The organism is Mesorhizobium sp. 113-3-3 (genome assembly GCF_016756495.1).
Taxonomy (GTDB): domain Bacteria; phylum Pseudomonadota; class Alphaproteobacteria; order Rhizobiales; family Rhizobiaceae; genus Mesorhizobium.
The window spans coordinates 172,399-194,726 of record NZ_AP023245.1 but is presented as its reverse complement, the minus strand read 5'-3'; the positions used below and the strand labels follow the sequence as shown (position 1 = coordinate 194,726).

Genomic DNA, 22,328 nt, shown 5'->3' with positions numbered 1-22,328 from the left:
TCATTGCAAGCGGTAAGAAAACTATGCCATCGGCAAGCAGATGTCGCAGACGACCCCGGGAGGGCGGAACGAGAGCGTTACCTCTGCATTGAATTCGCTACCCAATGCACGCTCGAGAAGACGGCTGCCAAAACCTTTATGACTCGGCGATCGGATCTCTGGTCCGCCGCTCTCTTCCCAATGCAATGCAAGCTGTTGCTCGGGATCTGATCCAAGAACGTCCCATCGGATCTCGATGCGTCGCTCCTCGTTGGCCAAAGCACCGTATTTGGCCGCATTGGTGCAAAGTTCATGAAAGGCCATCGACAGTGAGAGAGCGAGTTTTGGCCTGAGGCGTAGTGCAGGTCCTGACATGGCGACCCGCACATCGAGACGGACGCACAGGGGCGCGATCGTCTGAGCAATCAGTTCGTCGAGTTGAATGCCTTCCCAATCCTCGCGTGTGAGCACGTCGTGGGCGCGCGACAACGCGATGAGCCTGCTTTCAAACTGACGGAAGGCGGGGCTGGGCCCCTCCCCGCGAAAGCTTTGTGCGGCCAGCGACTGAACCGTCGCGAGAGTATTCTTTACCCGATGGTTCAGCTCGTTAACCAGCAACTGCCGGCGCTCTTCATGACGACGCTTCTGGGTGATATCTCGCGCGATCTTGGATGCGCCGACCACGTTGCCGCGCCCGTCCTTCAGAGGTGAAACTGTCAACGACACATCAACGAGCGTTCCGTCCTTGCGCATGCGCACGGTCTCATAGGGAGCAACACGATCGCCGCAGCGGATACGATCAAGGATCGCCGGCTCTTCGTCCTGGCGATCCGGCGGAATCAGAATGTTGATCGGCCTGCCTATGACCTCAGCTGCGCTAAATCCGAACAGGCTTTCCGCACCCTTGTTCCAGGTTTGAATGGCGCCATTCGTGTCCTTGCTAACGATCGCGTCCTCGGAAAACTCTACGATTGCAGCGAGACGCCCTGCATACTCTTCCGCCTTTTTTTGTTCCGTGACATCAACCAGCATGTTGATTGCACCCACTAACCTGCCATCGGTATCGTGTAAGGGCGTCGGATAGGGGATGAACGGGACACGTGTGCCGTCGGGCCTTTCCGCGACCGCTTCTACACCCCGAACCGGCCGGTTCTCCCTAAGCGCGATTGCCATGGGACATTGGTCATGGGGCAGCGGCGTCCCGTCCGGATTGAACAGTCGCCAGGTAACACACCATTTGTCTCCTGGTCGTGGCGTGCGCCCCGCCAAATCGACCGCGGCCTTGTTGAAGAACGCAATACGTCCCTCGGCGTCGGTGGTGTAGACTGCGGCCGGCAGCGCCTCGAGCAATTCTCGCATGTGGCGTTCGCTCTCCAGGATTCGATCCTTCATCCGTTTGGATTCCGGGATGACGCCGAGCCCGATGTGCTGGCCTAAATGACCTTCTTGATGGAACATCGCGGCAAGCTCCACTCGATCTCCAAATTCACCTCCCTAAGATGGGATAGAAGAGCGGCAGTCACATTCCTCCAAGCATGCATGACATCAGGGCAAACATTTATCGGCTGACAGCTCGCTGCCGGTGAGGTCTTCAGCAACGCTTGGTATAGCGTCCAGCATATCCCGGACGCGAGTAGCCAACCCTTCAAACGTGAACGGCTTGCTGATGAGTTGTACGCCGGCATCGGGGGTTTCGTGAATATCCTGTCGTGAACAGCACCCTCAACCCGGGTCTCATTTGTTTGGCAAGCTCCGCCAACTCCCGCCCGCTTTTTCCCGGCAGCACGACATCAGTGAACAGCAGGTCTATCCCGTCCGATGTTCACAGGATGCTCAGCGCAGCATCAGGGTGTTCCGCTTCCAGGACGTTATAGGCAAGTTCGACCAGTACCGTCTTGACGCGGTGAGCGCTCGGCAGAGCTTTCCGCCTCAGTCAGAACGTCAATGGTGTATGGTTTGTTCAGAACTTGGCAATCCTTGAAGGTCTTAGGGACGCCAACACGCCCATATCCCGTGCTGAAAATGAAGGGCAACTGCCGTCCCTTCAAAATCTCTGCTACAGGAAAGACAAGCTCTCCAGCCAAATTGACATCGAGCACCGCGAAATCCAATGTCTCGGTTCGGGCGGCATTCAACGCCTTTGCCAAGGTCGCGACCGCGCCTGCGACCTCACATCCCAAATCCTCAAGCATGCCCTCGATGAGCAACGCTACGCTGCCCTCGTCTTCGACCACAAGCACACGTAGCCCAGCAAGATCAGTCATTCCCCGGCGGTCCCCAGCGGAACAACAATCCGGCAGTGCAATTCTTGTGGATCGAAGACGAGGTCGATCTCGCCGCTCAAATCCCGCTCGATACACCTTTCCATCAGCCGAGTGCCGAAACCGCGGGCCTGGTTCGCGCGCAATGCCTTCGCCACTCACTATATGAAGGCCGACAGCACTGTTCTCGAAAAAATCCTCAACGTCGCTGGTTCTGCGCTGAACCTCTTCCTGCATTGCCTTGTGCGCCGAGATGTCCCGGAAGCAATTGTTCGCGCCCTGGATGTTGCCTTGGTGATCCCTCAAGGCGCGGATATTGACCAAAGCAGTGAAACGCGTGCCGTCCGGGCGCGCTCCATTATCACTTCGCCATTGCGGGTGGTCGTCCCCATGCGTACCGCATCCGCCATCGGGCAGTCCTGCGCTGGAAGCGGTGTGCCGTCAGGCAAGAATACCCGGTGCGATCCGCAGAAGCGCTCTTTTCGTCCGTCCGTTCGGAGTGCGTCCCCACAGAACAGCTGCCTCCGAGTTGTAGCGGATCAGCCAGCCATCTTGGTCGCAAAGGTATACAGCGCCAGGGATGGGGCTTCCAGCGCCGTCGGAGCCGCGGCGACAAGTGCATCAAGTTCTGTAAGTTGACGCTGTATGGGAAAGTCTTCGACGTTCGACATCTTTGGAACGCTTCAACTGGCGAGCGAGAACCCCTGTCCCACATGCTGAAGGGCAGCGCCAAACCCGCAAGTCGCGATTCCCCCAAGCAACGCCCCCGAAAACGCCGCGCGTCAAGATTGGTTCCAAATTGGTTTCGTCGCAAGATCGAGGATACACAAGCGCGAACATTCGCTGTTGAGGCCCCGGGAGAACCGCTCTAGCTGGCGGCGCGCAGGCGCTGAGAGCGAACCAAGGCCTTCAGGCCGTCGGAATCCAACGCCTGCCCGAAGGCATAGCCCTGCAGTATATCGCAGCCCAGCTCCTTCAGTATGCGTGCGTGCTCCATCGTCTCGACGCCTTCCGCTATGACTTTGATACCCAGGGTCTTGCCGATCTCGATGATCGACGAGACAATCTGCCTTCGTTGCGGAGATTCGACAATCGGGATGACCAGCTGCCGGTCAATCTTCAGCCGGCGCGGCTGTATCTTGATCAGGCTGACTATGGAGGCGTAGCCCGTACCAAAATCATCTATCTCTATATCAATGCCCAGTTGCTTGATCTGATCAACATTCCAAGTCACCAAATCGTCGTTTTCGTCAAGGAAAATGGACTCAACAAGCTCGAATGAAACTGTTCCCTTCTTGATATTCAGATCTCGCAAGCTCTTTATGAGTTCTCCATCTTGGAGCCGCCGTGCCGAAACGTTGACTGATACACGCGGTATATGAAGATTCGCGGCAGACCAGTCTTCAAAATCTGAAAGCGCTTGGTCCAATATGGTTCGATCGATCATCGAAACGACGTTTAGTTCTTCTGCAATCCTTAAAAAGACATCCGGTGCTAAGATGCCCTTCCTTGGGTGCCTCCAGCGCGCAAGCGCCTCGACTCCGACAATTTCGAGAGTTTTTGCACCGAATTGGGGTTGGTAGAAGGCTATGAACTCATTGCGCTCAAGCCCGCCAAGAATTTCGTCGGCCATCCGCTTTGTGTCGACGATTTCGCTTTGCATCGCTTCAGTGAAGAATTCGTGCCGATTGCGCCCACGGTTCTTAGCTCGGTAAAGCGCGATGTCGGCGTTCACCAGGAGGTGCTTAGCTTCGACGTCTTTTCCGTTGTCGACCGCAATTCCCACGCTAACACCAAACCGGCATCGGTGGCCTTGGTAGTAGACGGGCTCGCTCATCTGGCTGATGAGGCGGTCGGCCAGCAGTGCCAGTCGCTTGATATCGTCATGCACCGGGCAAAGGATGACGAATTCGTCTCCTCCGATCCGAGCGACGAATCCTCCATCCTCGACCTTGGATCGAAGGACGGTGGATGCGTGAACCAACATCGCGTCGCCCGCAGCGTGGCCGAGCGTGTCGTTGATGTGCTTGAACCGATCCAGGTCGATGTGAAGCAAGGCCGCTTGACCGCCGTCGCGCCTGCAGTTGGCTGCGTACTGTTCCAATACCTGGTCGAGGTAACGACGGTTGGGCAAACCGGTCAGTGAATCATGAAGCGCGATATGCTCGATGCGGGCCTTGGCCGCCTCGAGTTCGACATTTCTCGACTCCGACAGTTGTTTCGAGCGAACCAGATCGCTGTTTAGCAGGACATCGGCTGTGACATCCCATTCCGCACCAATCATTTTGGGCGTCTCATTTGGGGCTTGGTATATGGTCGCCTTAGATCGGACATGACGAATCTCGCCATCCGGACGAACAATTCGGTATTCCGACGAATATGTTCCGCGGCTGGCCACGGCATGGTCGAAATCTGCGTGGGCGGCGGCCAAGTCCAGGGGGTGAATTGCGCCTGCCCAATCCGAGTAGCCTCGACGCCCTCCATCGCTGGGTCTGCCATATATTTCATTGACCCGATCGTCCCACGACAGGTCATTGGTCGCGAGATCGTGTTCCCAAACGCCAATGGCAGATGCCTCCAAAGCGAGTTCTAGTCGTCTCGACAATCGACGCAGTTCCGCATAATTACGCTGTCTCTCGCCAATCAGACGACCTGTGACCAAGCATGGGATCACAATCAGCGCCCCGGCCGCGGCCATGATTGCGCGCAACAACCACGCGTTGCTGGGAGTTGAAGCCCAGCCGTTTTTGGGGATTGCTGCGATCTGCCACGATCCTGACGGGAGCAGAACTTCGGCCGTCACTGGATTGTTTTTGCGGACGCCCACATCACCGAAGAATTGATCTCCGCTTGGGCCGAGGGCGTCTTTACCGATGAGCGCGACGTCAATCCCCAGATCATCGTCAAGCAGGCCGCTCGCCTTGTAAAGACGCTGCACGTCGACAACGGCGGAAATGATGCCCCAGAATCTTTCAGTGTTGCCCGCGCTCGGCACAAAAACCGGAAAGCGGCCGATGAAGCCTTGGCCGCCCTGCTTCAGGTCGACCGGACCGGCAAGGATCAACTTGCGCTCGTCTCGCGCCCGCAGCGCGGCGTTACGCTGCCGATCGTCCGTTCGGTAATCGAGGCCTATCGCTTTCTCGTTGCCCTTCAGGGGGTACATCAAGGAAACGACCAGATCGGGCGCGCCAGCAATATTGTTCAGTTGCAAGTCACCGCCAAACAGGTTGCTCGCGAGCGAAGCGAAACGCTGCTGTCCCATGTAGGGTTCAGTCACGACCGTCGCGACAAGCCCATGCACGAGTTGGAGGTTCCCGTTGATGTTCCCCTCTAGCTTGGCGCGGATCAGATTGACCTTGGCCAGGACATCCGCACGAGCGGCCTGGTCCGAAACGATCTTGTTCTGATGGTCCGCATAAGCCGCGCTAATGGCAATAACCAAAATCGCCACTGCGGCCGGAATATTTGCCGACGAAAAAACAGCTTCCTTTATGCCGCTGAACCTACCGCCGAAAAGAGCCAATAGGGTGGAACTCCCCTTTGTTAATCAGGTTCTCGGATCGACCCGCCGACAGAACATTAGCTTCCATTAATTAATATTGAACCTCCTCAGTCGTGAAAACTTTGTATTTCCCGACGTGTGTCGACACCACCGTCCATGCGGGAACAAGCCAGGATGGACGGTGCCGCCGTCGGCACTCAACGCAAGAGCAGCAACCGGTTTCAAGGAGCCCTGCCATTTCCGGTCAACTCGCCGGCGGGGGTAACCGTCGGAGGGGTGCGGCGCTTCTGGAACGCCCACTCGCCAGAGCTGGCCGGGCCGGCGCCGGCAGAGTCCCGGTTGAGAACCGAGGCGCCGCACTTTTGTCATGGCATTGACCAAGTGCGAAAGAGCCGATTCAACTGTTACTAGAGCGCTTCACGACGGAAGCGTATCCGGCGTTTTCGAAGTAGTTCTTGCATTCGGCTGCCTCGATGGTTTCGACGAGGTGGTCGATGTGACGCCACGTGTCCTCGACGGTGCGTTTCTGGGCTTGGCGCATCCAGTGTTTGATCTTGGCGAAGGCCTGCTCGATGGAATTGAGGTCCGCAGATTAGGGCGGCAGGTACCAAAGCCTAGCGCCGGCAGCCTTGATCATCTGCCTGATGGCCGCCGACTTATGACTTCCCAGATTATCCATGACGACGATGTCGCCGGGCTTCAGAACGGTGACGAGCTGCTGCTCGACATACGCGCGAAAGCATTGGCCATGATTGGTCCGTCGAAGACGCAAGGTGCCGCGACCCGATCCCAGCGCAGCGCGCCGAGGAAGCCAGTGTGCGCCAGTAGCAGTGTGGATCCAAGCCGCGCAGCCGCTTGCCCCTCGGGCCCCAGCCTCGCAGGGGAGCCATGTTGGTCTTTATCCAGGTCTCGTCGATGAAGACCAGACACCGCGGGTCGAGGCCGGCCAGTCAGAAACGCCATCGCTGACGCTCCCGGGCGATATCAGCGCGTGCCTGCTCGAGGGCGAACAGCGTTTTTTTGAAGCTCGGCCCCTCGCTACGTGCTCACCGGGGGGCGTCCACACATGAATCACAAAACTCAAAAACCGGGAATCCCCATTCATCCATAAAGCCGTAAACCGCTCCAGTGCCCCTCGATCACCTTGGAGCAACAAGATATGGTATTTTGCCGACGCTGCGCTTCGTCGCGCCAATGGAATAAGCCATTGGGATCTTAGGGGAGTTCTTTGGCAGGCCGTACATATCCTTGCCTGCCCTCACTGCAAATGAAAAGTGCTGCCACGAAACCGTGTCATGCTCATTCAGAAAATCGAGCGTCAGCCCCGCTGAAATCAGCGCGTTCACCACGTCGCTGATCGGATGGATCCACTCATAATACCGAGGATGCTTCAAAATGCGGTCGTCGCCGGTATAGGTCCGTTCCTCGTTCCATGCGAGCGGTCGAGCTACAGGCGTTCGCCAATCGTGCTTAAACTCCAACGCCGCGGCCTTACGATCACACTGAAACATCAACGGATGGCCCTCGGCCATGTAGAGCCGGCCGCCTGGTCTCAGGAGATCGAAAACGACCCGCGCCCAGCGGAACACATCGTCCAGCCAATTTACCGAACCCCAGGTAACGTAAGCGATGTCAAAGGTCCGGCCGAGCGCTTCGACTGCCTCGAATAGTGGCGCTTCCACAAATCGCACATCAGTGCCTGCCTTCGCCGCGAAATCCCGCGCAGCTGCGATCGCGGTCGGTGAAAAGTCCAGACCGACCACGCTGCCAGCACCAAGATTCTTCAAGCTGATCGTGTCGAGCCCGATGTGACATTGCAAATGGACGATATCCTTGCCGACGATATCGCCGACCTCGCCCGTTTCCAGCTCATAGAGATTGGATCCGCCTGCCAGCACATTTTCAATCTGGTAGCTGCCCGTCGTGTCGGTCGAATGGAGTTCGGCCCGATCATCCCAATTCAGGAGATTTGCACCCAGAAACGGTTCCAAATTACCCCCTATTACCAGCGACGACTGACGCTTGGTTAACAAGTCGTTAATATACCTTTGCAGCGAAAGAGTCGCGCGTCAATGTGCCCAGGCGGACGGGTGCGCCTACGTCGCAAAGCCACCCTGCCTCTGCGGCCGCTGTCAGCCCAGCATCCAGTCGTGGAGGATAGTGGCGGCGGCTCCTCAAAATCGCCCCGGTGATGGGCTAAACGCCAACTTCTGGCGTCGGGCGCGAGTCGCCGCCTTCAAAGCTTATCCAAAACCGAACCTAGTGTCCCGCTTTCTTCATAAGCAAACGAAATTCGGGCTGAGGAGACGCCCCACCGCGATAGCCGGGGTCATTTTCAGCTGCGTCTTGTGCATCTTAATGAAGTGGTACCAACGGTGTAGATCCCGACCATGTGGACGTGGTTGTCGAACTTCTTCGAGCGGGTTGGTGAGCGCGAGAAGCGGCGGTTCGCCATGCGCATGGAGGTTGGCGCGCTCGATATGTGATGAACTGACATGCACGGGATCGGGATTGCCTTCGATCCGCGTCTTGGTCGCGCTGGTGCAGACGGCGGGCCTGAAGCGGAGTTCCGGCGACTTGTTGCTTTTCGGCTCGCCGTACTGCTTCACAGCATGGCGTAATCGATGGCAGCCAAAGGCCTCCTCGACCGCGTTAAGATAGGCGCGGTGGGCGTCGGGTCGTAAGCTGGACGCAGTCCTTCCGGTCCGCCATGAAGGCCAGAGATCTAAGGTTTTGGCTTGGCTGGCCGAGAAGTGTCTAGGTAGCGTCCGGTTTCCCGATAACGGGTCGTTGCCCGTTGCAGGTGTAGAAACGGCCACCCCGACCCGCACGAGTGCGAATGCCTCCGGCCTTATCCCGACATTCGCGACAACCGAGCCGGATGGATCGAACGCTCGGCGCCGCCTGTGCACTCGACATCATAACGCTCCTTCATGACCGGAACCGCTCGGTGTGCCAGTCGGTCTTGCCGTGAAGGCAGCCGTCACGATGTTCGTCGAACAACGCGGAGCAATCAATTTCATATCGAAACAGGGCGGTTGGATCGGACACAAGCCAAGAGGCTTGATATCGAAGTCGCCTAAGGCTGGCGGTTTTCTCGATTCGTGCTTGAGGCTCTTCCTCGTCTGGCAACGGCCGAGTCGCTCTTTTCTTTTTCTCGGTAGGAGATTGCATCGTGACAGCTCTCCTGGACTTGAACGAGTATACCCCCAGCACGCGCAGATTTCACGCTCATCCAGTGAACGAGACATCCTCTGAATGGAGGATGCCAGCCGCTCTTAGTCACGTCGAGGTTGGCTGCTATGCTTTTGGTCCAGCGCACGCTGGCGGTTGATGCGGGCGAACTTCGCTCTCACTTGATCTAGGAGGCTCGGCCCATAGGGGCAAGTTCGTGGAATGCCTGCACGTCAAACCATGGCCTTGTTGCGGAGGGTCGGCGACTCGATGGCGCCCACACCACATGCGATCACGAACTATTCCGGCTAGAGAACCATCAGTACTTTCTGAGGTATAGACAATGTCGCGGGGGCGCGAGGAGCGCGAATTGCGGCGCGATAACAATTGTCCAACTTGGTTTTCAGAAATCCTCGCTCATCGACGGGCGCTGCTCAATCAAGACCTTCGGCGTGACGCCGCATCAATACGGTCTCAGCCTTCGTCTGGACTTTGCAGAAAAGCTGCTTGCCGAGCGCCCGCCGTTCACGGACCTCGCTTATCTGAGCGGGTTCTCGAGCCAGAGCCATCTCACTACCGCAATGAAGAAATATCGCAATCTGACGAGAGCTCCGATCACATGACGGTAAGTAGGCCGCACGGAGGTTTGACCCTCGGGCGCCCCATTGCCGTGCGTTATCGGCCTGGCAACTGACCGATCATGGTGCAATCGACCGTGGGGCCCGAACGCTCGGTGTACGCGGCGTAGAATAGCTGATCCCGGTTCATGGAGATTTCACGAACCAGCTTTCGACGAACCGCGGTGGCGAACATCGCGGCGTCGGTGACGCCGATTGCAAATGCGTCCGGTCCGCCGATGACGCAGCGCTCGAAATAGGATTGCAGGCTGGAGGGGTCGTACCGTGCAAACCCGTCGGCCTCGCCGAGGCGGGGCAGTGCGATAGGCAGCCCGTTGATCGTCACACCTTCCGCGACAAGAAAGTGCCGAATGGGGTCAATGAGTGCTCCGGCATTGTTGGGTCCGTCGCCAGATACGTCAATAACACGGCGCGGGCTGCGCAAGCCGCTCTTCGCGAACAGGCCATTCGCGGCCTGCAACGCGCCGGAAATCGAAGTTCCCCGGCCTTCAGTCAACGACAGAGCAGCGAGCCCGTCCGCCAGAGTCAAAGCATCCTCGCGGCTTTCGACAATTGTCCACGGCACGATGACGGTTTGCTGATTTGGCCCCGCCCACTCTAGATAGAGGACTGCGATTCTTCCCACTCCTCCCGCCTTGATTGCCATCGCGATATCCGCGTGGCGGAAAGCATCAACATAGCCGGCGCGCTGCACTTTTTGCTCAATTCTACTCATCGACGGCGAGACGTCCACGGCAAGGATCAATTGCAAATCGACTTCAGCCAGGCCGCCAGCGGGACGGTCCGTCGAGTGAGATCGTGGCGCAGTCGCGAAGAGCAGGGCGAGCAGGAAGGCGCCAGTGAGCCGCAGCATGGGTCTTGCACCCATGCTTTCAGCAATCCGTAGAAGGCAGTCCATGGCGAACCCCTCTAATGACAATGGTATGTGGAATTGTCGGTCCGGGGCGTTTGCCAAGTCACGAACGGCTTACGATCATTCGCCGAAATCCGCGCTCCTCGCGCGGTCTGGAATGATCAGTCGGCGCAGCGCGAAACCGTGCTAGTATGGGACTGCGGCTTCGTGCTTGAGGTGAACCGGCTTGAATAGCTCGCCGCCCAGGACGTTCGTCCTCAACGGCGTGACCGCCGATCTGAGCAGCGAGACGTTGCGCGACCAGTCCAACAGGATAATCGCACTACGCCACCAGACCTTCGCGGTACTTCGCCACCTTCTGGAGAATGCTAATCGCGTTGTCACCAAGGACGAACTGATGAAGGTAGTCTGGAATGGGCTAGCCGTCACCGATGACAGCGTGGTCCAATGCATTCACGAGATCCGTGCGGCGCTCAACGACAGTCGCCAGGCCGTCGTGCATACAGTGCCGAGGCGGGGTTACAGGTTGGTCCTTCCCTCAAATGCCGGACCAAGATTGGCTACAATTCTGGCGGCAGGATTGGCCGGCGAAGTCCGGCAGGCATGCAAGGATGAGCGGAGCATTGCTGCACTTACACACGGGTACAAGCAGGTCCTTTATGGGCTGCTGATGAAACATGCCGGTCGTGTCTTCGCGAGCGTCGAAGAGACAGTCCTTGTGGAGTTTGCTGGCCCCGTCGAGGCGTTGCGGTGTGCGAACGAGATCCAGCATGAGTTCGATCGGCGGAACTGCGAGGTTCCCCAGACAAAGCGGCTGCGCTTCCGCATCGGCGTTGACCTTGGTTACGTCGTCGCCGAGGGCGACCACCTCAGGGGCGAGGCCGTCGAGGTCGCAGCTCATCTTCAAACCTTGTCACGCCCCGGCGGGATTTGCATCACGGAACCGGTCCGCGCCCAGGCTCAGGACCACCTCTCGCTGGATTTCATCGATCTCGGCGACCACAAACTGAAGGATGTCGCCCGTGCCTGGCGCATCTACCGCGTATGTCTTGCGTCGGAGGAGCCGGTCAGATCGCCATTTCGCGGTCTCGCTGCCTTCGAATTCGAAGATGCCGATCTATTCTTCGGCCGAGCGCGGGCGATTTCTGCCTGCACTGCCAGACTGGAGCAGCAGGCGGCAAGCGGCACGGCATTCCTGCTCATCTACGGAATGAGCGGTTGTGGCAAGTCTTCCCTCCTGCGCGCTGGCCTGCTGCCGTCATTGACGCGACCTGGAGCCGTCGCAGGCATATCCTTGTGGCGTCGCTGCCTGATCCGCCTCTCCGAAGGACCGGATGCATTCGCGGTGTTGGCTGCGGCGCTGCTTCACGACGCTGCTTTGCCGGAGCTGTCCTCAGAGGCAACAGTCGCGGAGTTTGCTCGACTCTGCAGGAACACGCCGGATCGAGCCCTGGCGATGGTCCGACAGGCACTTCGCAACGCCGCAGGGCCGGCCCGCTCCCAGATCAGATTGCTTGTGGTCATTGATCAATTGGAGGAGCTGTTCACGACGGAGATGCAGCCGGCGACGCGCGAGGCCCTTGTACGGTTCATGGCGGTGCTGGCCGCGAGCGGATTGGTCTGGGTGATAGCGGCGATCCGTTCGGACTTCTTTCACCGCTGCGGCGAGGTCCAAGGTTTTTCGGCCCTCAAGGACGGCCTGGCCAGCTACGAACTTCTGCCACCAACCGGCCCAGAGATCGCGCAGATGATCCGCGAACCTGCGGTCGTGGCCGGGCTCCGCTTCGAGGAGAGTGCCGAGTGGGGGCGGCTCGATGACGTGCTGCAGGCGGCAGCAACTGCCGATCCCGGATCATTGCCGCTTCTCGAGTTTGTCCTTGACGCGTTGTACCAAGCCAGTGGCGACCGACGCGTTCTCACCTTTGCGCACTATCGCGCGCTCGGCGGGCTCGAAGGCGCAATCGCGCGCCGCGCCGACGAAGTCCTGGATTTGCTTGCGCCCGGGATCCAGGAGGCCTTGCCCGCGGTGCTGCGCGCCCTCACCACGGCGAACCTGGGCGATGATACGGTCACGGCACGTGCGGCCCCGTTTACCGACGTTGCGGGCACTCCCGAGCGATCGGCCCTCGTCAGGGCACTAATCGACGCCCGGCTCCTCGTCAGCGACGAGGACGCCGCAGGGCATGTCTTCGTTCGTCTTGCACATGAGGCACTGTTGAGCCGTTGGCCGCGCGCCGGTGACATTGTGAATGCTAACCGGAACTTCCTCGCGACGCGCGAACGCCTGAAGGCTGACGCCCACCGATGGCACCTGGAAAGCAGGAATCGGGAGCTTCTCCTTCCGTCCGGCAAACGTCTGTCGGAGGGCGAAGAGTTGATGCTGTCAAGGCGGGAGGAGGTCGACGATGCCGTCCTTGAATACATCGAGGAGTCCTTGCGTGCCCACCGGCAGAAGGAGGAGAAGGACCGTCACGCAGAGTTAGCGCTGGTCGCGGCTGCCGAAGAGGCAAAACGCGAACGCCTGGAGCGCGAAGCCGAGCGCCGGAGCCTCGCGGCGGCCGCAGCAAACCGCCTTGCCCGACGGACACGGAACGCCGCTATCGTGGCAATAATGCTCGCTGTTATGGCGGGTGCAGGCGCACTGGTCGCCTTCAAAGCACGGGAGGAAGCAAGAGGCCAACGCGATCAGGCGCTGCGCAATCAGTTCCTTTCGCTTTCGTTCCTCTCGGAGCGATCCGCCGCGGCAGGCAACACCGAAGCTGCGATCCGGTTGGCGCTTGAGGCGCTACCCTCGAAAGACCAACCCGAGCGGCCATATCTCTTTGAGGCGGAGGCAGCTCTCTACAAGGCTCTGCTGGCGCACCGGCAGATCAAAATCTTCCGCCCTGGCGCCGGTGTGACGCATGCGGCATTCAATCCCACAGGTGATCGCATCGTCACCGCATCCTATGACAGAACTGCAGCAGTCTGGGACGTCTCCAGCGGCGCCGAAACTGCAATTCTTAGAGGTCATGATGGGGTCGTGGAGAGGGCCGAATTCAGCCCCGACGGGAGTCGTATCCTGACGGCCGCGAGGGACGGCACTGCACGTCTGTGGGACGCCGTCTCGGGAGAGCAGCTCTACATCCTGCGGCCGGTAGGCAATTACCCGACGGCAATCTTCAGCCCGGATGGCACCCGGGTGCTGACGGCGGGAGAGAACAGCGATGCAACGCTCTGGGATGCTAGCACCGGGAAGAAAGTCCTGGGTGTAAGCAGCGACGCATATACGCGTGCTGCTTTCAGTTCTGACGGCCGCAGATTCGCGACGGCGGGCAAGCATTTTGTTTCGATCTGGAATGCCGCAGACGGCGTGCTGACAGCGTCGATCCGAGTGACCTCCTGGCCCTACACCCTGGCGTTCAGCGCGGACGGAAGCCGGATGGTGGCCGGCCCGTGGGGTTGGCATTCACACCGCGACACTTCCAGCCTTTTCGATTTGTCGAAAGGAACGGAGATCGCAAAGTTGGCCGGCAGCAAGAGCGACACGCAATTGAACGGGGTGATCTTCAGCCACGGGGGTCAGCGGATCGCCACGGTATCTCTCGATGGCACTGCCCGGATCTGGGATGGCACGTTGGGAACGCTGGATGAGGTGCTCGGCCAAGAGGTCTCGGGGTTAAAGCCTGACATCGATACAGATGAACGCGATCTGGAGATGAACGGTACTTTCACCCGGGACGACCGCTTCCTTGCGACGACCTCGATCAATGGGCAGATCCGCATCTGGGACGCTGAACGCGCCTCGTTGGTGACGACGATCGCCGGTCATGAATCCCTGGTCGAGCATTTGGAATTCAGCCCGGTCGACAGCAACATTCTACTCACTGCTTCACACGATGGCACCGCTCGGCTTTGGGATGTCGACGGCGCCCTGACGACGTCGCTCTCACATGAATATCGGCCGACTTTCGCGGTCTTCAGTCCCGACAACGTCCACCTGCTGACCGGCGGAGGCGACAGCGCGGCGCACCTGTGGGATGTCGCGAGCGGGCGCGAGATAATCCGCCTAGACACGCATGAGATCATTCAAAGTGCCTCGTTCAGCCCAGATGGGAGGCGCGTCGCCTGGCATCCCAGGAGGGCGTGGTTCGAGTTTTTGACGTGGCCACGGGACGCGAGACCACCCAGTTCCAGTCAGATGCCGGACTGATCAAGATCCAGTTTGATCGCGATGGCAAATCGCTTGTTTGCGCATGGATCAACGGTACCGCCCAACTGCGGGACGCGACGACCGGCACGGAGCTGGCCGTCATCGCGACAAGCAGCAATCTGCCCCAAGCCGTTCTTAGCCCTGACGGACGTCTGATCCTCTCGGCCAGGGAAGACAATGTCGGACGCCTCCTGGCGACCAGCGGAGCCGAACTTCGTGCTCTGGTTGGGCATCAGGATCGCATCACGGCAGCGGCCTTCAACCCGGACGGTCAACTGGTCGCAACAGGCTCACTCGACCACACGGCCCGAATTTGGTCGACCACCGAGGGGACAAGCGTCAGAATGCTGGAGGGACATACCGGCGCGGTGACGGTGGTCGCCTTCAGTCCCGATGGCCAGTCGTTGCTAACCGCTTCGAGCGATGGAACCGCCCGGATCTGGAGCATCGCAGGCGGTCTGGAAAAAGTTCTCAGGGGCCACAGCGGCGCGCTGGACAGCGCCGAGTTCAGCCCCAATGGTTCCTATGTCGTGACCGCGTCGACCGAAGATCGAACGGTGCGGTTATGGGCGGTGCAATCGGGGCGCCAGATTGCCGTCCTTGGCAGCCAGGACGATGCATCCGTTCGACGGGGCTTTACACGTGCAGCTTTCAGCGCGGACGGTACCCATGTCGCGATTATTTCCGGCGAACAAAGAGTGAGCATCGTTCGCGTCTTCCAGACACCCAAGGACCTCATTGACTTTGCACGGTGGACCGTCCCGCGCGAACTCACCCCTTGCGAGCGGCGAAGCTTCTTCCTGCCTGAAGACCCTGCAACCGGCACTTGTCCGAGCTGAGGCGACAGAGGTCAGACTTTGCCCCTCATGCCGCCTGCTGGAACCGCCACCCGTCCGAGTAATCGGCCCTGATCGCGGCCGGCTGCGCGTCGCTCGATGCAGAAGATGATCTTGAGCAGCTCGCGGCCAAGCGATCGAAACGAGGCTACCCAACAATGCCGGGCCAGACAGAGCAGAGATGGTAATGTTTCTGCTCATCTACCGCGCGATGAAGAACCGGAAGGGTTGCGCTTGACCCGTCCAAGCTGATCGACGCTGCGCGTGGTCTGGGTGACATGCCGCTATTGGGCGCCAGCATAATTATCAGCCATAGCAGAGAAGGTATGGACCGGGGTCGACGCCCCAAGCTGCTATCGCCGCTTGATAAAGCTCCCTGCCCACAAGTTGCGTTTGGCAATGCGGGCTTCTTGCTCCTCGGCAAGGTATGAAGTGTCGGCTACCGCCAATCCGTGTTTCACCAAGTCCCGCCCCAGATCGATCCCACCCACGAAGCAGACGCCGACATCGTCGTTGGAACCGTCCTTGCTCTCGATGATGCAGGATACATCGCCTGAGGCAATAAGATGTTGGATGTGGTCACGCGCATACTTGCCGCAGGGCCAGATCTTGTCAGCGGCATCAAAACACACCTGCGAAAGTTCGGGGGCATCAAAACCGAGCAATTGAATTCGTTTTTTGTCGTGCCACAGCGTGTCGCCGTCCTCAGCAGACCAGTGCTCTGCTGCGGACACAGGGCCACAGGTTAGCAGGAAGGCAAGGGTGAGGATCAACCTACACATGGCCGTGCTAAACGCACACCCCTACGGCAGTGGCACCGGTGTGTCGGCGAGTGTTCTAAGATAGGCGATCACGTTCAGCCGCTCGGCCTCTTCAGGCACGCCGCGAATATCCATGTTGACGCCGGGCGTCGTCAGCGTGGGTCCGGCGAGGAAGATGTTCAAGTCCTCATAGGTCCAGTTTCCCTCCCAGCCAAGCAGGGTCTTGGAGTAGCGCTCGAATTCCGTTGATGCCTTGTCCCGTCCGACGACGTTCCAAAGGTTCGGCCCGATGGTAGGAAGTTCCTTTGGCCGCACGACATGGCAGGGGGCACATGTGCTTTTAAAGAACGCCCCCCCTTTGACGGGATCGCCTTTCGCAACCCGGGCGGAAATCGGCTCCGGCTTCAGGATGACGACCCCTTGCTCCAAAAGGTAGGCGGCAATGTCCTCATGATCGTCGTGCTTTGCGAGATGATACGCCGTGATGATGCCTGGCCGTTGGCTGGGATCGCCCTGGACCCAGATGGCGTTGACGTCAGCACCGGCCTCGACCAGCACCTTGACGCAATCGAGGCAGCCATTGGCAACTGCGAGGGTCAGCATCGGCTCTCCCCGCGTCCTGCCGTTGGCGTCGGCACCATGCGCCAGTAGCAGCCGGATCATGTCGGCGGCGTTTTTCAGCACGGCCACGGTTATTGGCGGGCCGAGCTTCGCTTCTTTGTTGACATCGGCACCGCGTTTGATCAGCAGCTCCGCTGCCTCGACGTGGCCGCTGCGCACCGCGAGGAAGAGCGGTGTTGCTCCCTTCTCCTGCTCCTCGATGTCGGCGCCAGCATAAAGCGCCGCCGTGATTGCCTTGAGGTCTCCGCTCTTAGCCGCGTCGTGGAGCGCACCGCCATGTGCTGTTGCGACGGCACATAGCCAGAGTAGGAAGCTTGCGAATAAACCCCGCATTTCGGCATCCCTCCGCCGATAAGGAGGAAGATACACCCGACAGCGGCTCACTTCCAGCATATATTAGCGCAATCTAATGGTGTATAATGACGTTGACGACATCAGTTGCCGTTGAGGGCGGCCCAATCGATGCTTGCTGTCGGGAAAAGACAGGTGACGTGCTTTGCAGGCGTGATGGCCACGGCTGCGGCACTTGAGGGAAGTGCGGCGTTGGCCCACGGCCCAGATCGGAATTGGGGCTATCCACGAGCTTGCTGCCACGGCGACCCGCTCACTGGCGACTGCGGGAAAATTCCCAGTTCGTCTGTGACGCCCGGGCCAGATGGTTTCGTGGTTATTCTACGACCAGGCGACCATCGAAAAGTCACTCATCAGAACCGCTACTTCGTGCCGTACGAGGTCGTCATCCCCTCGGGGGATGGCAACTTCCACATCTGCCTCCATCCCACAGAGGAAGACGAAAACTGCTTCTTCGCACCACCCGATGCAATGTGAATGTTCATCTGTGTTGGCGCGATTGAACCTGTCCCCGGCGGGCAAAAAAGAACGTCCATCGAAACCCGTGAGCCTCGAAACTCATGCGCGAAAGCCGGCGACCGATAGAACGCATCAGGCGCTCGCAATGTGATACTGATCAACTGTGTAGGTCTGCACGCGCATTCTAGGGATGGACCTCTCCGGCCTCATGAAGAGAATGCGACCCAAGCTCCTTGCGATCGGTCGACGCGTTGCCGTTGGTGTCGCCGCCACTCTTGGATTGCCGGAACGCACCTACGTGAGTTGGGCTTACTAGAGTAGTGGAGGCATATATCGGGCTGTTGGCGCTGCCCACGAACTGCAAAGTGGCGGGCTGATGAGCATTCTCATATCGTTTGCGCCGGCGCGGTCATTTTCCCCATTTCTGGGAGACCCAGGCACAATCAGCTGAGCTGTTAGCAAGAGGGCGCGCCCGCATCGGCAGCATCTGGTCCTCGGCGCTGGTGTTGCCGACACTGCGCGGCGTCGACCTCAGGACGGCGGTGCCAAAGGAAGGAGCCGCGCCAGCGCTCGACAAAGGCAGCACTCTTTGGAAGTTCGCGCTGACGCCCTCTGGCGCATGTGCCAGTTTATGAATTCAAAGCTATCCAGAACCGAACCTAGTTCCCCACTTTCTCCATAAGCAAACGAAATTCGGGCTGACGCGCGACGCAGAAAGTTCGGAAAGCTTCAAGGAACCTCACCTGACGGTTCGATTATCCAGCTATTTTCAGTCGGCGCTCGTCGCGCCGCTACCGCAACATCAAAGGTCTGATTGCAAGTGCGCCGACGTCGCGTTAGTGCGTCTTGGCAGTTCGATAGCATCCCAGTTGTGGATCGCGTCGGAGACGGAGGCGTCTCGAGAAGTGCATCGCCAAGTTCCCTCACCGCCATTGAATCGCCTAACCTTTATCGGCGATCGTCCCTGTGCAGTTGCTGACGGGTAACAGTGTGGTGTTCCGTGGACTCGGGATTAGCATCCACTTCTGCGTTTGCTTCATGTCTCGCCGCCCATAGACCATCCTGAACACAAGCCCGAAGTACCCGACCTGCAATACCGCCGCAGCGATGATGCCCCAGGCAACAGCCCTCCAGCTGGATCCCGTGGCTACATAGGCCCAAGCCCCTACGACGCCGGACGTCGTCAGCATTCTCACCAGAAACTGCGGAAAATCATCTTTCAATCCGGGAAATTGTAAAATAAGCTGCTACTAATTAGTAAATTTACAAGCACAGCCCTAAGCCCCCGATCCCGGCGTGGCTCCCGACCGCTTGGCCTTATCCTCGGTGGTGAGCACCGGGCGCGAGCGGCTGCGTTGGTTGCCAAAGGGGGAAAGTCGTAGTCCCCGCCCGAGGCGGCACTGAATTCTGTTCCCTATGGACTTTTGGAGCGAAATCGCCCCATTACTTGGGCGGGGAAATCAAATGAAGAACTGCAAGTTCTTGTCAGTGCCGCGCCACATTGGGTTGGCTGCTCGACCATTCCTATTGGATCAGATAGCAATCTTACGGCGATGAATATGGTGGCGTTTCGCCATGTTTTGGCCTCCGGCACCGACGAGCAATATCGAACCAGAGTAGCAGCCCTGCTGGTTCGTCGCGGCGCAACACCAGACAACTGCATGCGGCGTGTGCGGGCTGACATTGCTGCAGCGACTGGGATTGCGGTGTCCGCTGTAGGTGGCGCCGTTGCCGTTGCCGCCAATAATGGCTACGGCGGCGGCGTATATTACCGCCCGCCGTCTCCGGTTTACGGCGCTGCCTGGGATCAGTTCTATGGACAGAACCATGCACTAATCTGGCGGTGCCGGGACACGGGACGCTTCGCGGAGTCCATGGTCGACAGCACTTGGCCAGGTTGGTCGACTTAAGCAGCAGTATGGATGCACCCCCGAATGGATTATTACGTTTAGGAAAACTTGAACCACGATCGAGGCCGCATACATCGGGCGGATTGCGGCTTTTGCAATAACGTTCAGAGAACGCAAGGCCAGACAGTTGACAGAAACGGCAGGTGGTACGGGCCGTTTGATCGGGATATTGCCTTTGTGAAGGCCTCTCAACTGCATCGGGCAGATATGCGCGCGTGCTCCATATGCAACCCGTAGAACTCTCGATATCGCGCTGCGGTCTGTCAGCTTCGCTGCATTGGTGACTTCGGGTTCCATTCTGCCGATCCGTTTGTCTGACGATTGCATGTCTTTTAGTGCCCCAATTAGACTTGTCTGAACGACACACCATCTAGTCTCAATAGGGCAAGCCCATGTGACTCTCTTGCATGGCGGGCCGGCCAGTCTCACACGCACAGTCGGCGTTGTGAACTGGATGCGCTGACGAAGAATTAAGGGAGATGGCGTGCCGCTCTGGCGGCTTCAGCCGAATTTACCTCTGCTGGAGCCCGACGCCATCGTTTTCGAAATCTACGAAATCGCCTTGGCTTCGCCCTGCAGCAGGTCGCTGAACTGGACACGACCGCCAGGCGGGATCATGTTGGCCAGGATCGCGCGCCGCTCCTCGAGCGCCAATAAGGTGCAGCAGGTCGAATGCGACGAATAGAGGTCGTGCTGGGTGATCGCATTGCGCGACTCGCCGAATTCCGAAATCCCGGCTTCGTTCAGCACGATGATCTCGCCGTCGACAATGGCGCTTTCCGGTCTGGGGCCGCGAGCTTGCGAGGCTTTGCTCGACAAATACACTCAAAGGGTCTTCGACGCTCATGATGAAAATCTGTGAGATCAGCGGCCAGGATGACGGAACACGATGAAAGCCGAGACAGTAGATCGCTCCGGTGCGCTGAGCGACTGGCTCGGCAAGCGCAAATTCCTCGCCGCGTTCGTTAATGGCTTGGCGGCCTTCACTAGGCCGATCTTTCCGTTGGCGCATTCGATCAAATAGCTCATCGCGCCGCTCAGAAAGCCAAGCCGCCGGCCGGCCGGTCGGTTCGATGTTCACTTTGCGTCGGTCTTGACTTGCGGAGCAGCCGGAGTGCCGTACCGAACCGGGTCTGGAATCAACTTCTGGAAAATCGCATCGTTCTTCGCCCGCCACGCTTCATCCGCAAGCCACAGACATTCCTGATCCGGCATCAACGGGACGGCTTTGACGTCAGCACTGGAGATGCGCAGGTAGAAGCTGGTCCGCTCCTGGTTGATCTGCAGATAACGGAGCGGAACGACGATGCTGTCTTTGCCGGCGATGAAAAACCCGCCAGCGGCAACGACTGCGTAATCCCATCGGTCCTTGGTACCGATCACCACATTTCGAACTTCGCCAACGATCTTGTCATCGGAACTGCGAACCTCGGAGCCGACAATCTCGTCGACACGCAAGCCTGGTCCAAGGTCGTCGAGGTTGATGAGAGGACGTGCGTCTGGAGCGTTTCGACTGCCTTGGACGCCACCGCCTTCATGCTGCTGTGGCTCGCCCGCGGCCAATTGCTCGTCGGCCAGGTCCTCATCGTTGCCCCCTAGCTTGGCCATCGATGGCGCGGCAATCAGCTGGCGAATGTTGGCAAGTACACGCTCGCAATCGTCATGCAAGCCGTAGGTCCACAAAACGAACGCGGCATTCCTGAGGGTTCGCAGGTCACGAACGAGGTATCTATTCTCCGGCTTCCGCAATTCCGGGCTCTTGAGGACCGCCTCTTCGAGCTTTGTATCGGAAATGTTGCAGACAGCGAACGCTGGTCCAACACCAAACGCGAAAAACAACGCCAAGGGCGCTGCTATCCTGGATAACCTCATAAGAACTTTCCCTAGGCGGCTTCTTGCTTTGACTTCGTGTGTCGAGCACGCCAATCGGGTGGAAATGTACCGCGGAACATACCAGCACGGTTCAACTGCTTGTAAGCGTTTTGGTTCCAGCGGCTTTGGATGGTTGTCGTAGCGAAAGAACCGCCGCTTGGGCGGCATCAGCCAATAGGCCCTCCCCGCTATCCAAAGAGAGCCCGCAACGAGTGGTCCAATTTCTCCTGGAATAGGGTTTGGCGAAAATCGGCGATCCTTTCGCGAACTCAGCCGCACCGTCGCAATACCCAGTGGCGCACACGATCAGGTTGCATGGAGGCCAAAGGACTTCGGCAACGCGGATCCTTTGGTTGGCAATCTTGTACACCGCAAGTTCGCCGGTGGTATTGAAGGCGAATGGCGTGACTGCGGGCCTCCTGCAGGTTGGTCGCGACCGTTGAGGCCTCTTTGCCATGTAAGAGGTATCGGCGACGGATGAGCAGCGGAATTCCAAGGTTCGGGGAAAATGAACCCAATGACGCCGTCGACCTTGGTAGCTAAACTTGTCACTTGCGGCCTCATAAGGAGGATGCGCCCAACTCCCTGCGATCGATTGACGCGTTGCCGTGGGTGTCGCCACCACTCCTGGTTTGCTGGAACGCACCGACGTGGTTGGGCTTACTCGAGTAATGGAGGCCTATCGGGCTTTTGGCGCACACCGGCCCTCGGCCGCCCTGCCCAGATGCCGCAAGGGACGATTCATTTGCCTGCATGGCCGTCGACGAATCCCGTTTTCACAGGATGGGAGAAGTCCTGGGGAGGTCTGTCCTGCACGACCCTTATCGTACAGGAGGGCGGCTACCCCTCCCCGACACTTGCACTTTCGCTGGCTGCGTTCCTGAAGGATTTGTCGCAGAGCAGGCTACGGTCCGATTTG

At 58.9% G+C, this 22,328-nt stretch carries 14 protein-coding genes and 3 pseudogenes; 4 read left to right on the top strand and 13 right to left on the bottom strand.

Features of this window, described 5'->3' with window-relative positions:
- Positions 1-21: 21 nt before the first annotated feature.
- The 7 genes and pseudogenes from JG746_RS36590 to JG746_RS36565 form a co-directional block, all read right to left on the bottom strand.
- Positions 22-1,380: pseudogene (locus tag JG746_RS36590) on the bottom strand (sensor histidine kinase); the annotation flags it as partial.
- A 467-nt stretch (positions 1,381-1,847) separates the two neighbouring features.
- Positions 1,848-2,243 (bottom strand): response regulator, encoded by a 396-nt coding sequence (locus JG746_RS36585; protein WP_199200662.1) that lies wholly within the window; start codon positions 2,241-2,243, stop codon positions 1,848-1,850.
- Positions 2,244-2,384: 141 nt separating this feature from the next.
- Positions 2,385-2,911 (bottom strand): annotated as a pseudogene (locus JG746_RS37580) (PAS domain-containing protein); the annotation flags it as partial.
- Between the two features lie 197 nt (positions 2,912-3,108).
- Positions 3,109-5,763: a bifunctional diguanylate cyclase/phosphodiesterase gene (locus JG746_RS36580; RefSeq protein ID WP_446721243.1), complete on the bottom strand. Its 2,655-nt coding sequence runs from the start codon at positions 5,761-5,763 to the stop codon at positions 3,109-3,111.
- Between the two features lie 376 nt (positions 5,764-6,139).
- Positions 6,140-6,785 (bottom strand): annotated as a pseudogene (locus tag JG746_RS36575) (IS630 family transposase); the annotation flags it as partial.
- Between the two features lie 96 nt (positions 6,786-6,881).
- On the bottom strand, positions 6,882-7,733 hold the full coding sequence (locus JG746_RS36570) for a class I SAM-dependent methyltransferase (protein ID WP_199200660.1): 852 nt from the start codon (positions 7,731-7,733) through the stop codon (positions 6,882-6,884).
- 285 nt (positions 7,734-8,018) lie between these two features.
- Entirely contained in the window at positions 8,019-8,351 is a 333-nt protein-coding gene (locus JG746_RS36565) for a hypothetical protein (protein WP_199200659.1), read from the bottom strand.
- A gap of 1,017 nt (positions 8,352-9,368) precedes the next feature.
- Between JG746_RS36565 and JG746_RS37575 the strand changes: the two genes are divergently transcribed.
- A complete protein-coding gene (locus JG746_RS37575; RefSeq protein ID WP_244731064.1) occupies positions 9,369-9,539 on the top strand; it encodes a helix-turn-helix domain-containing protein in 171 nt (56 codons plus the stop codon).
- Positions 9,540-9,591: 52 nt separating this feature from the next.
- Here JG746_RS37575 and JG746_RS36555 read toward each other — a convergent pair whose 3' ends face one another.
- Positions 9,592-10,407 carry a DUF1194 domain-containing protein gene (locus tag JG746_RS36555; RefSeq protein WP_202359586.1) on the bottom strand — a complete coding sequence of 272 codons (816 nt, stop codon included), beginning with the start codon at positions 10,405-10,407 and terminating at the stop codon, positions 9,592-9,594.
- 226 nt (positions 10,408-10,633) lie between these two features.
- On the opposite strand from JG746_RS36555, the gene JG746_RS36545 reads away from it, so the two are divergent.
- Positions 10,634-14,599 carry an nSTAND1 domain-containing NTPase gene (locus JG746_RS36545; RefSeq protein WP_244731063.1) on the top strand — a complete coding sequence of 1,322 codons (3,966 nt, stop codon included), beginning with the start codon at positions 10,634-10,636 and terminating at the stop codon, positions 14,597-14,599.
- Complete coding sequence (locus JG746_RS37570) at positions 14,551-15,438, top strand: WD40 repeat domain-containing protein (protein ID WP_244731062.1); 888 nt, start codon at positions 14,551-14,553, stop codon at positions 15,436-15,438. Before JG746_RS36545 ends, JG746_RS37570 begins: the two co-directional genes overlap by 49 nt.
- Positions 15,439-15,788: 350 nt before the next feature.
- On the opposite strand, the gene JG746_RS36540 is transcribed toward JG746_RS37570, so the two are convergent.
- From JG746_RS36540 to JG746_RS36520, 4 genes are all read right to left on the bottom strand, one after another.
- Complete coding sequence (locus JG746_RS36540; RefSeq protein WP_202359585.1) at positions 15,789-16,208, bottom strand: thermonuclease family protein; 420 nt, start codon at positions 16,206-16,208, stop codon at positions 15,789-15,791.
- A 30-nt stretch (positions 16,209-16,238) separates the two neighbouring features.
- Positions 16,239-17,210, bottom strand: coding sequence for an ankyrin repeat domain-containing protein (locus JG746_RS36535; protein ID WP_244731060.1), 972 nt, complete (start codon positions 17,208-17,210; stop codon positions 16,239-16,241).
- Between the two features lie 1,949 nt (positions 17,211-19,159).
- Positions 19,160-19,456 carry a hypothetical protein gene (locus tag JG746_RS36525; RefSeq protein ID WP_202359584.1) on the bottom strand — a complete coding sequence of 99 codons (297 nt, stop codon included), beginning with the start codon at positions 19,454-19,456 and terminating at the stop codon, positions 19,160-19,162.
- Between the two features lie 630 nt (positions 19,457-20,086).
- Positions 20,087-20,362, bottom strand: a complete 276-nt coding sequence (locus JG746_RS36520; protein ID WP_202359583.1) for a hypothetical protein — start codon at positions 20,360-20,362, stop codon at positions 20,087-20,089.
- Between the two features lie 64 nt (positions 20,363-20,426).
- On the opposite strand from JG746_RS36520, the gene JG746_RS37740 reads away from it, so the two are divergent.
- Positions 20,427-20,561 carry a hypothetical protein gene (locus tag JG746_RS37740; protein WP_274609337.1) on the top strand — a complete coding sequence of 45 codons (135 nt, stop codon included), beginning with the start codon at positions 20,427-20,429 and terminating at the stop codon, positions 20,559-20,561.
- A 53-nt stretch (positions 20,562-20,614) separates the two neighbouring features.
- On the opposite strand, the gene JG746_RS36515 is transcribed toward JG746_RS37740, so the two are convergent.
- Positions 20,615-21,382, bottom strand: coding sequence for a PRC-barrel domain-containing protein (locus tag JG746_RS36515; RefSeq protein WP_342216578.1), 768 nt, complete (start codon positions 21,380-21,382; stop codon positions 20,615-20,617).
- Positions 21,383-22,328 lie beyond the last annotated feature (946 nt).

Excerpts from the sequence above, each read along its gene's own strand:
- JG746_RS36585 (WP_199200662.1), bottom strand. The coding sequence starts at position 2,243 with ATGACTGATCTTGCTGGGCTACGTGTGCTTGTGGTCGAAGACGAGGGC.
- JG746_RS36555 (WP_202359586.1), bottom strand. The coding sequence starts at position 10,407 with ATGCTGCGGCTCACTGGCGCCTTCCTGCTCGCCCTGCTCTTCGCGACT.
- JG746_RS36535 (WP_244731060.1), bottom strand. The coding sequence starts at position 17,210 with ATGCTGGAAGTGAGCCGCTGTCGGGTGTATCTTCCTCCTTATCGGCGG.
- JG746_RS36525 (WP_202359584.1), bottom strand. The coding sequence starts at position 19,456 with ATGGTTCTGTCCATAGAACTGATCCCAGGCAGCGCCGTAAACCGGAGA.
- JG746_RS37740 (WP_274609337.1), top strand. The coding sequence starts at position 20,427 with ATGAAAGCCGAGACAGTAGATCGCTCCGGTGCGCTGAGCGACTGGCTC.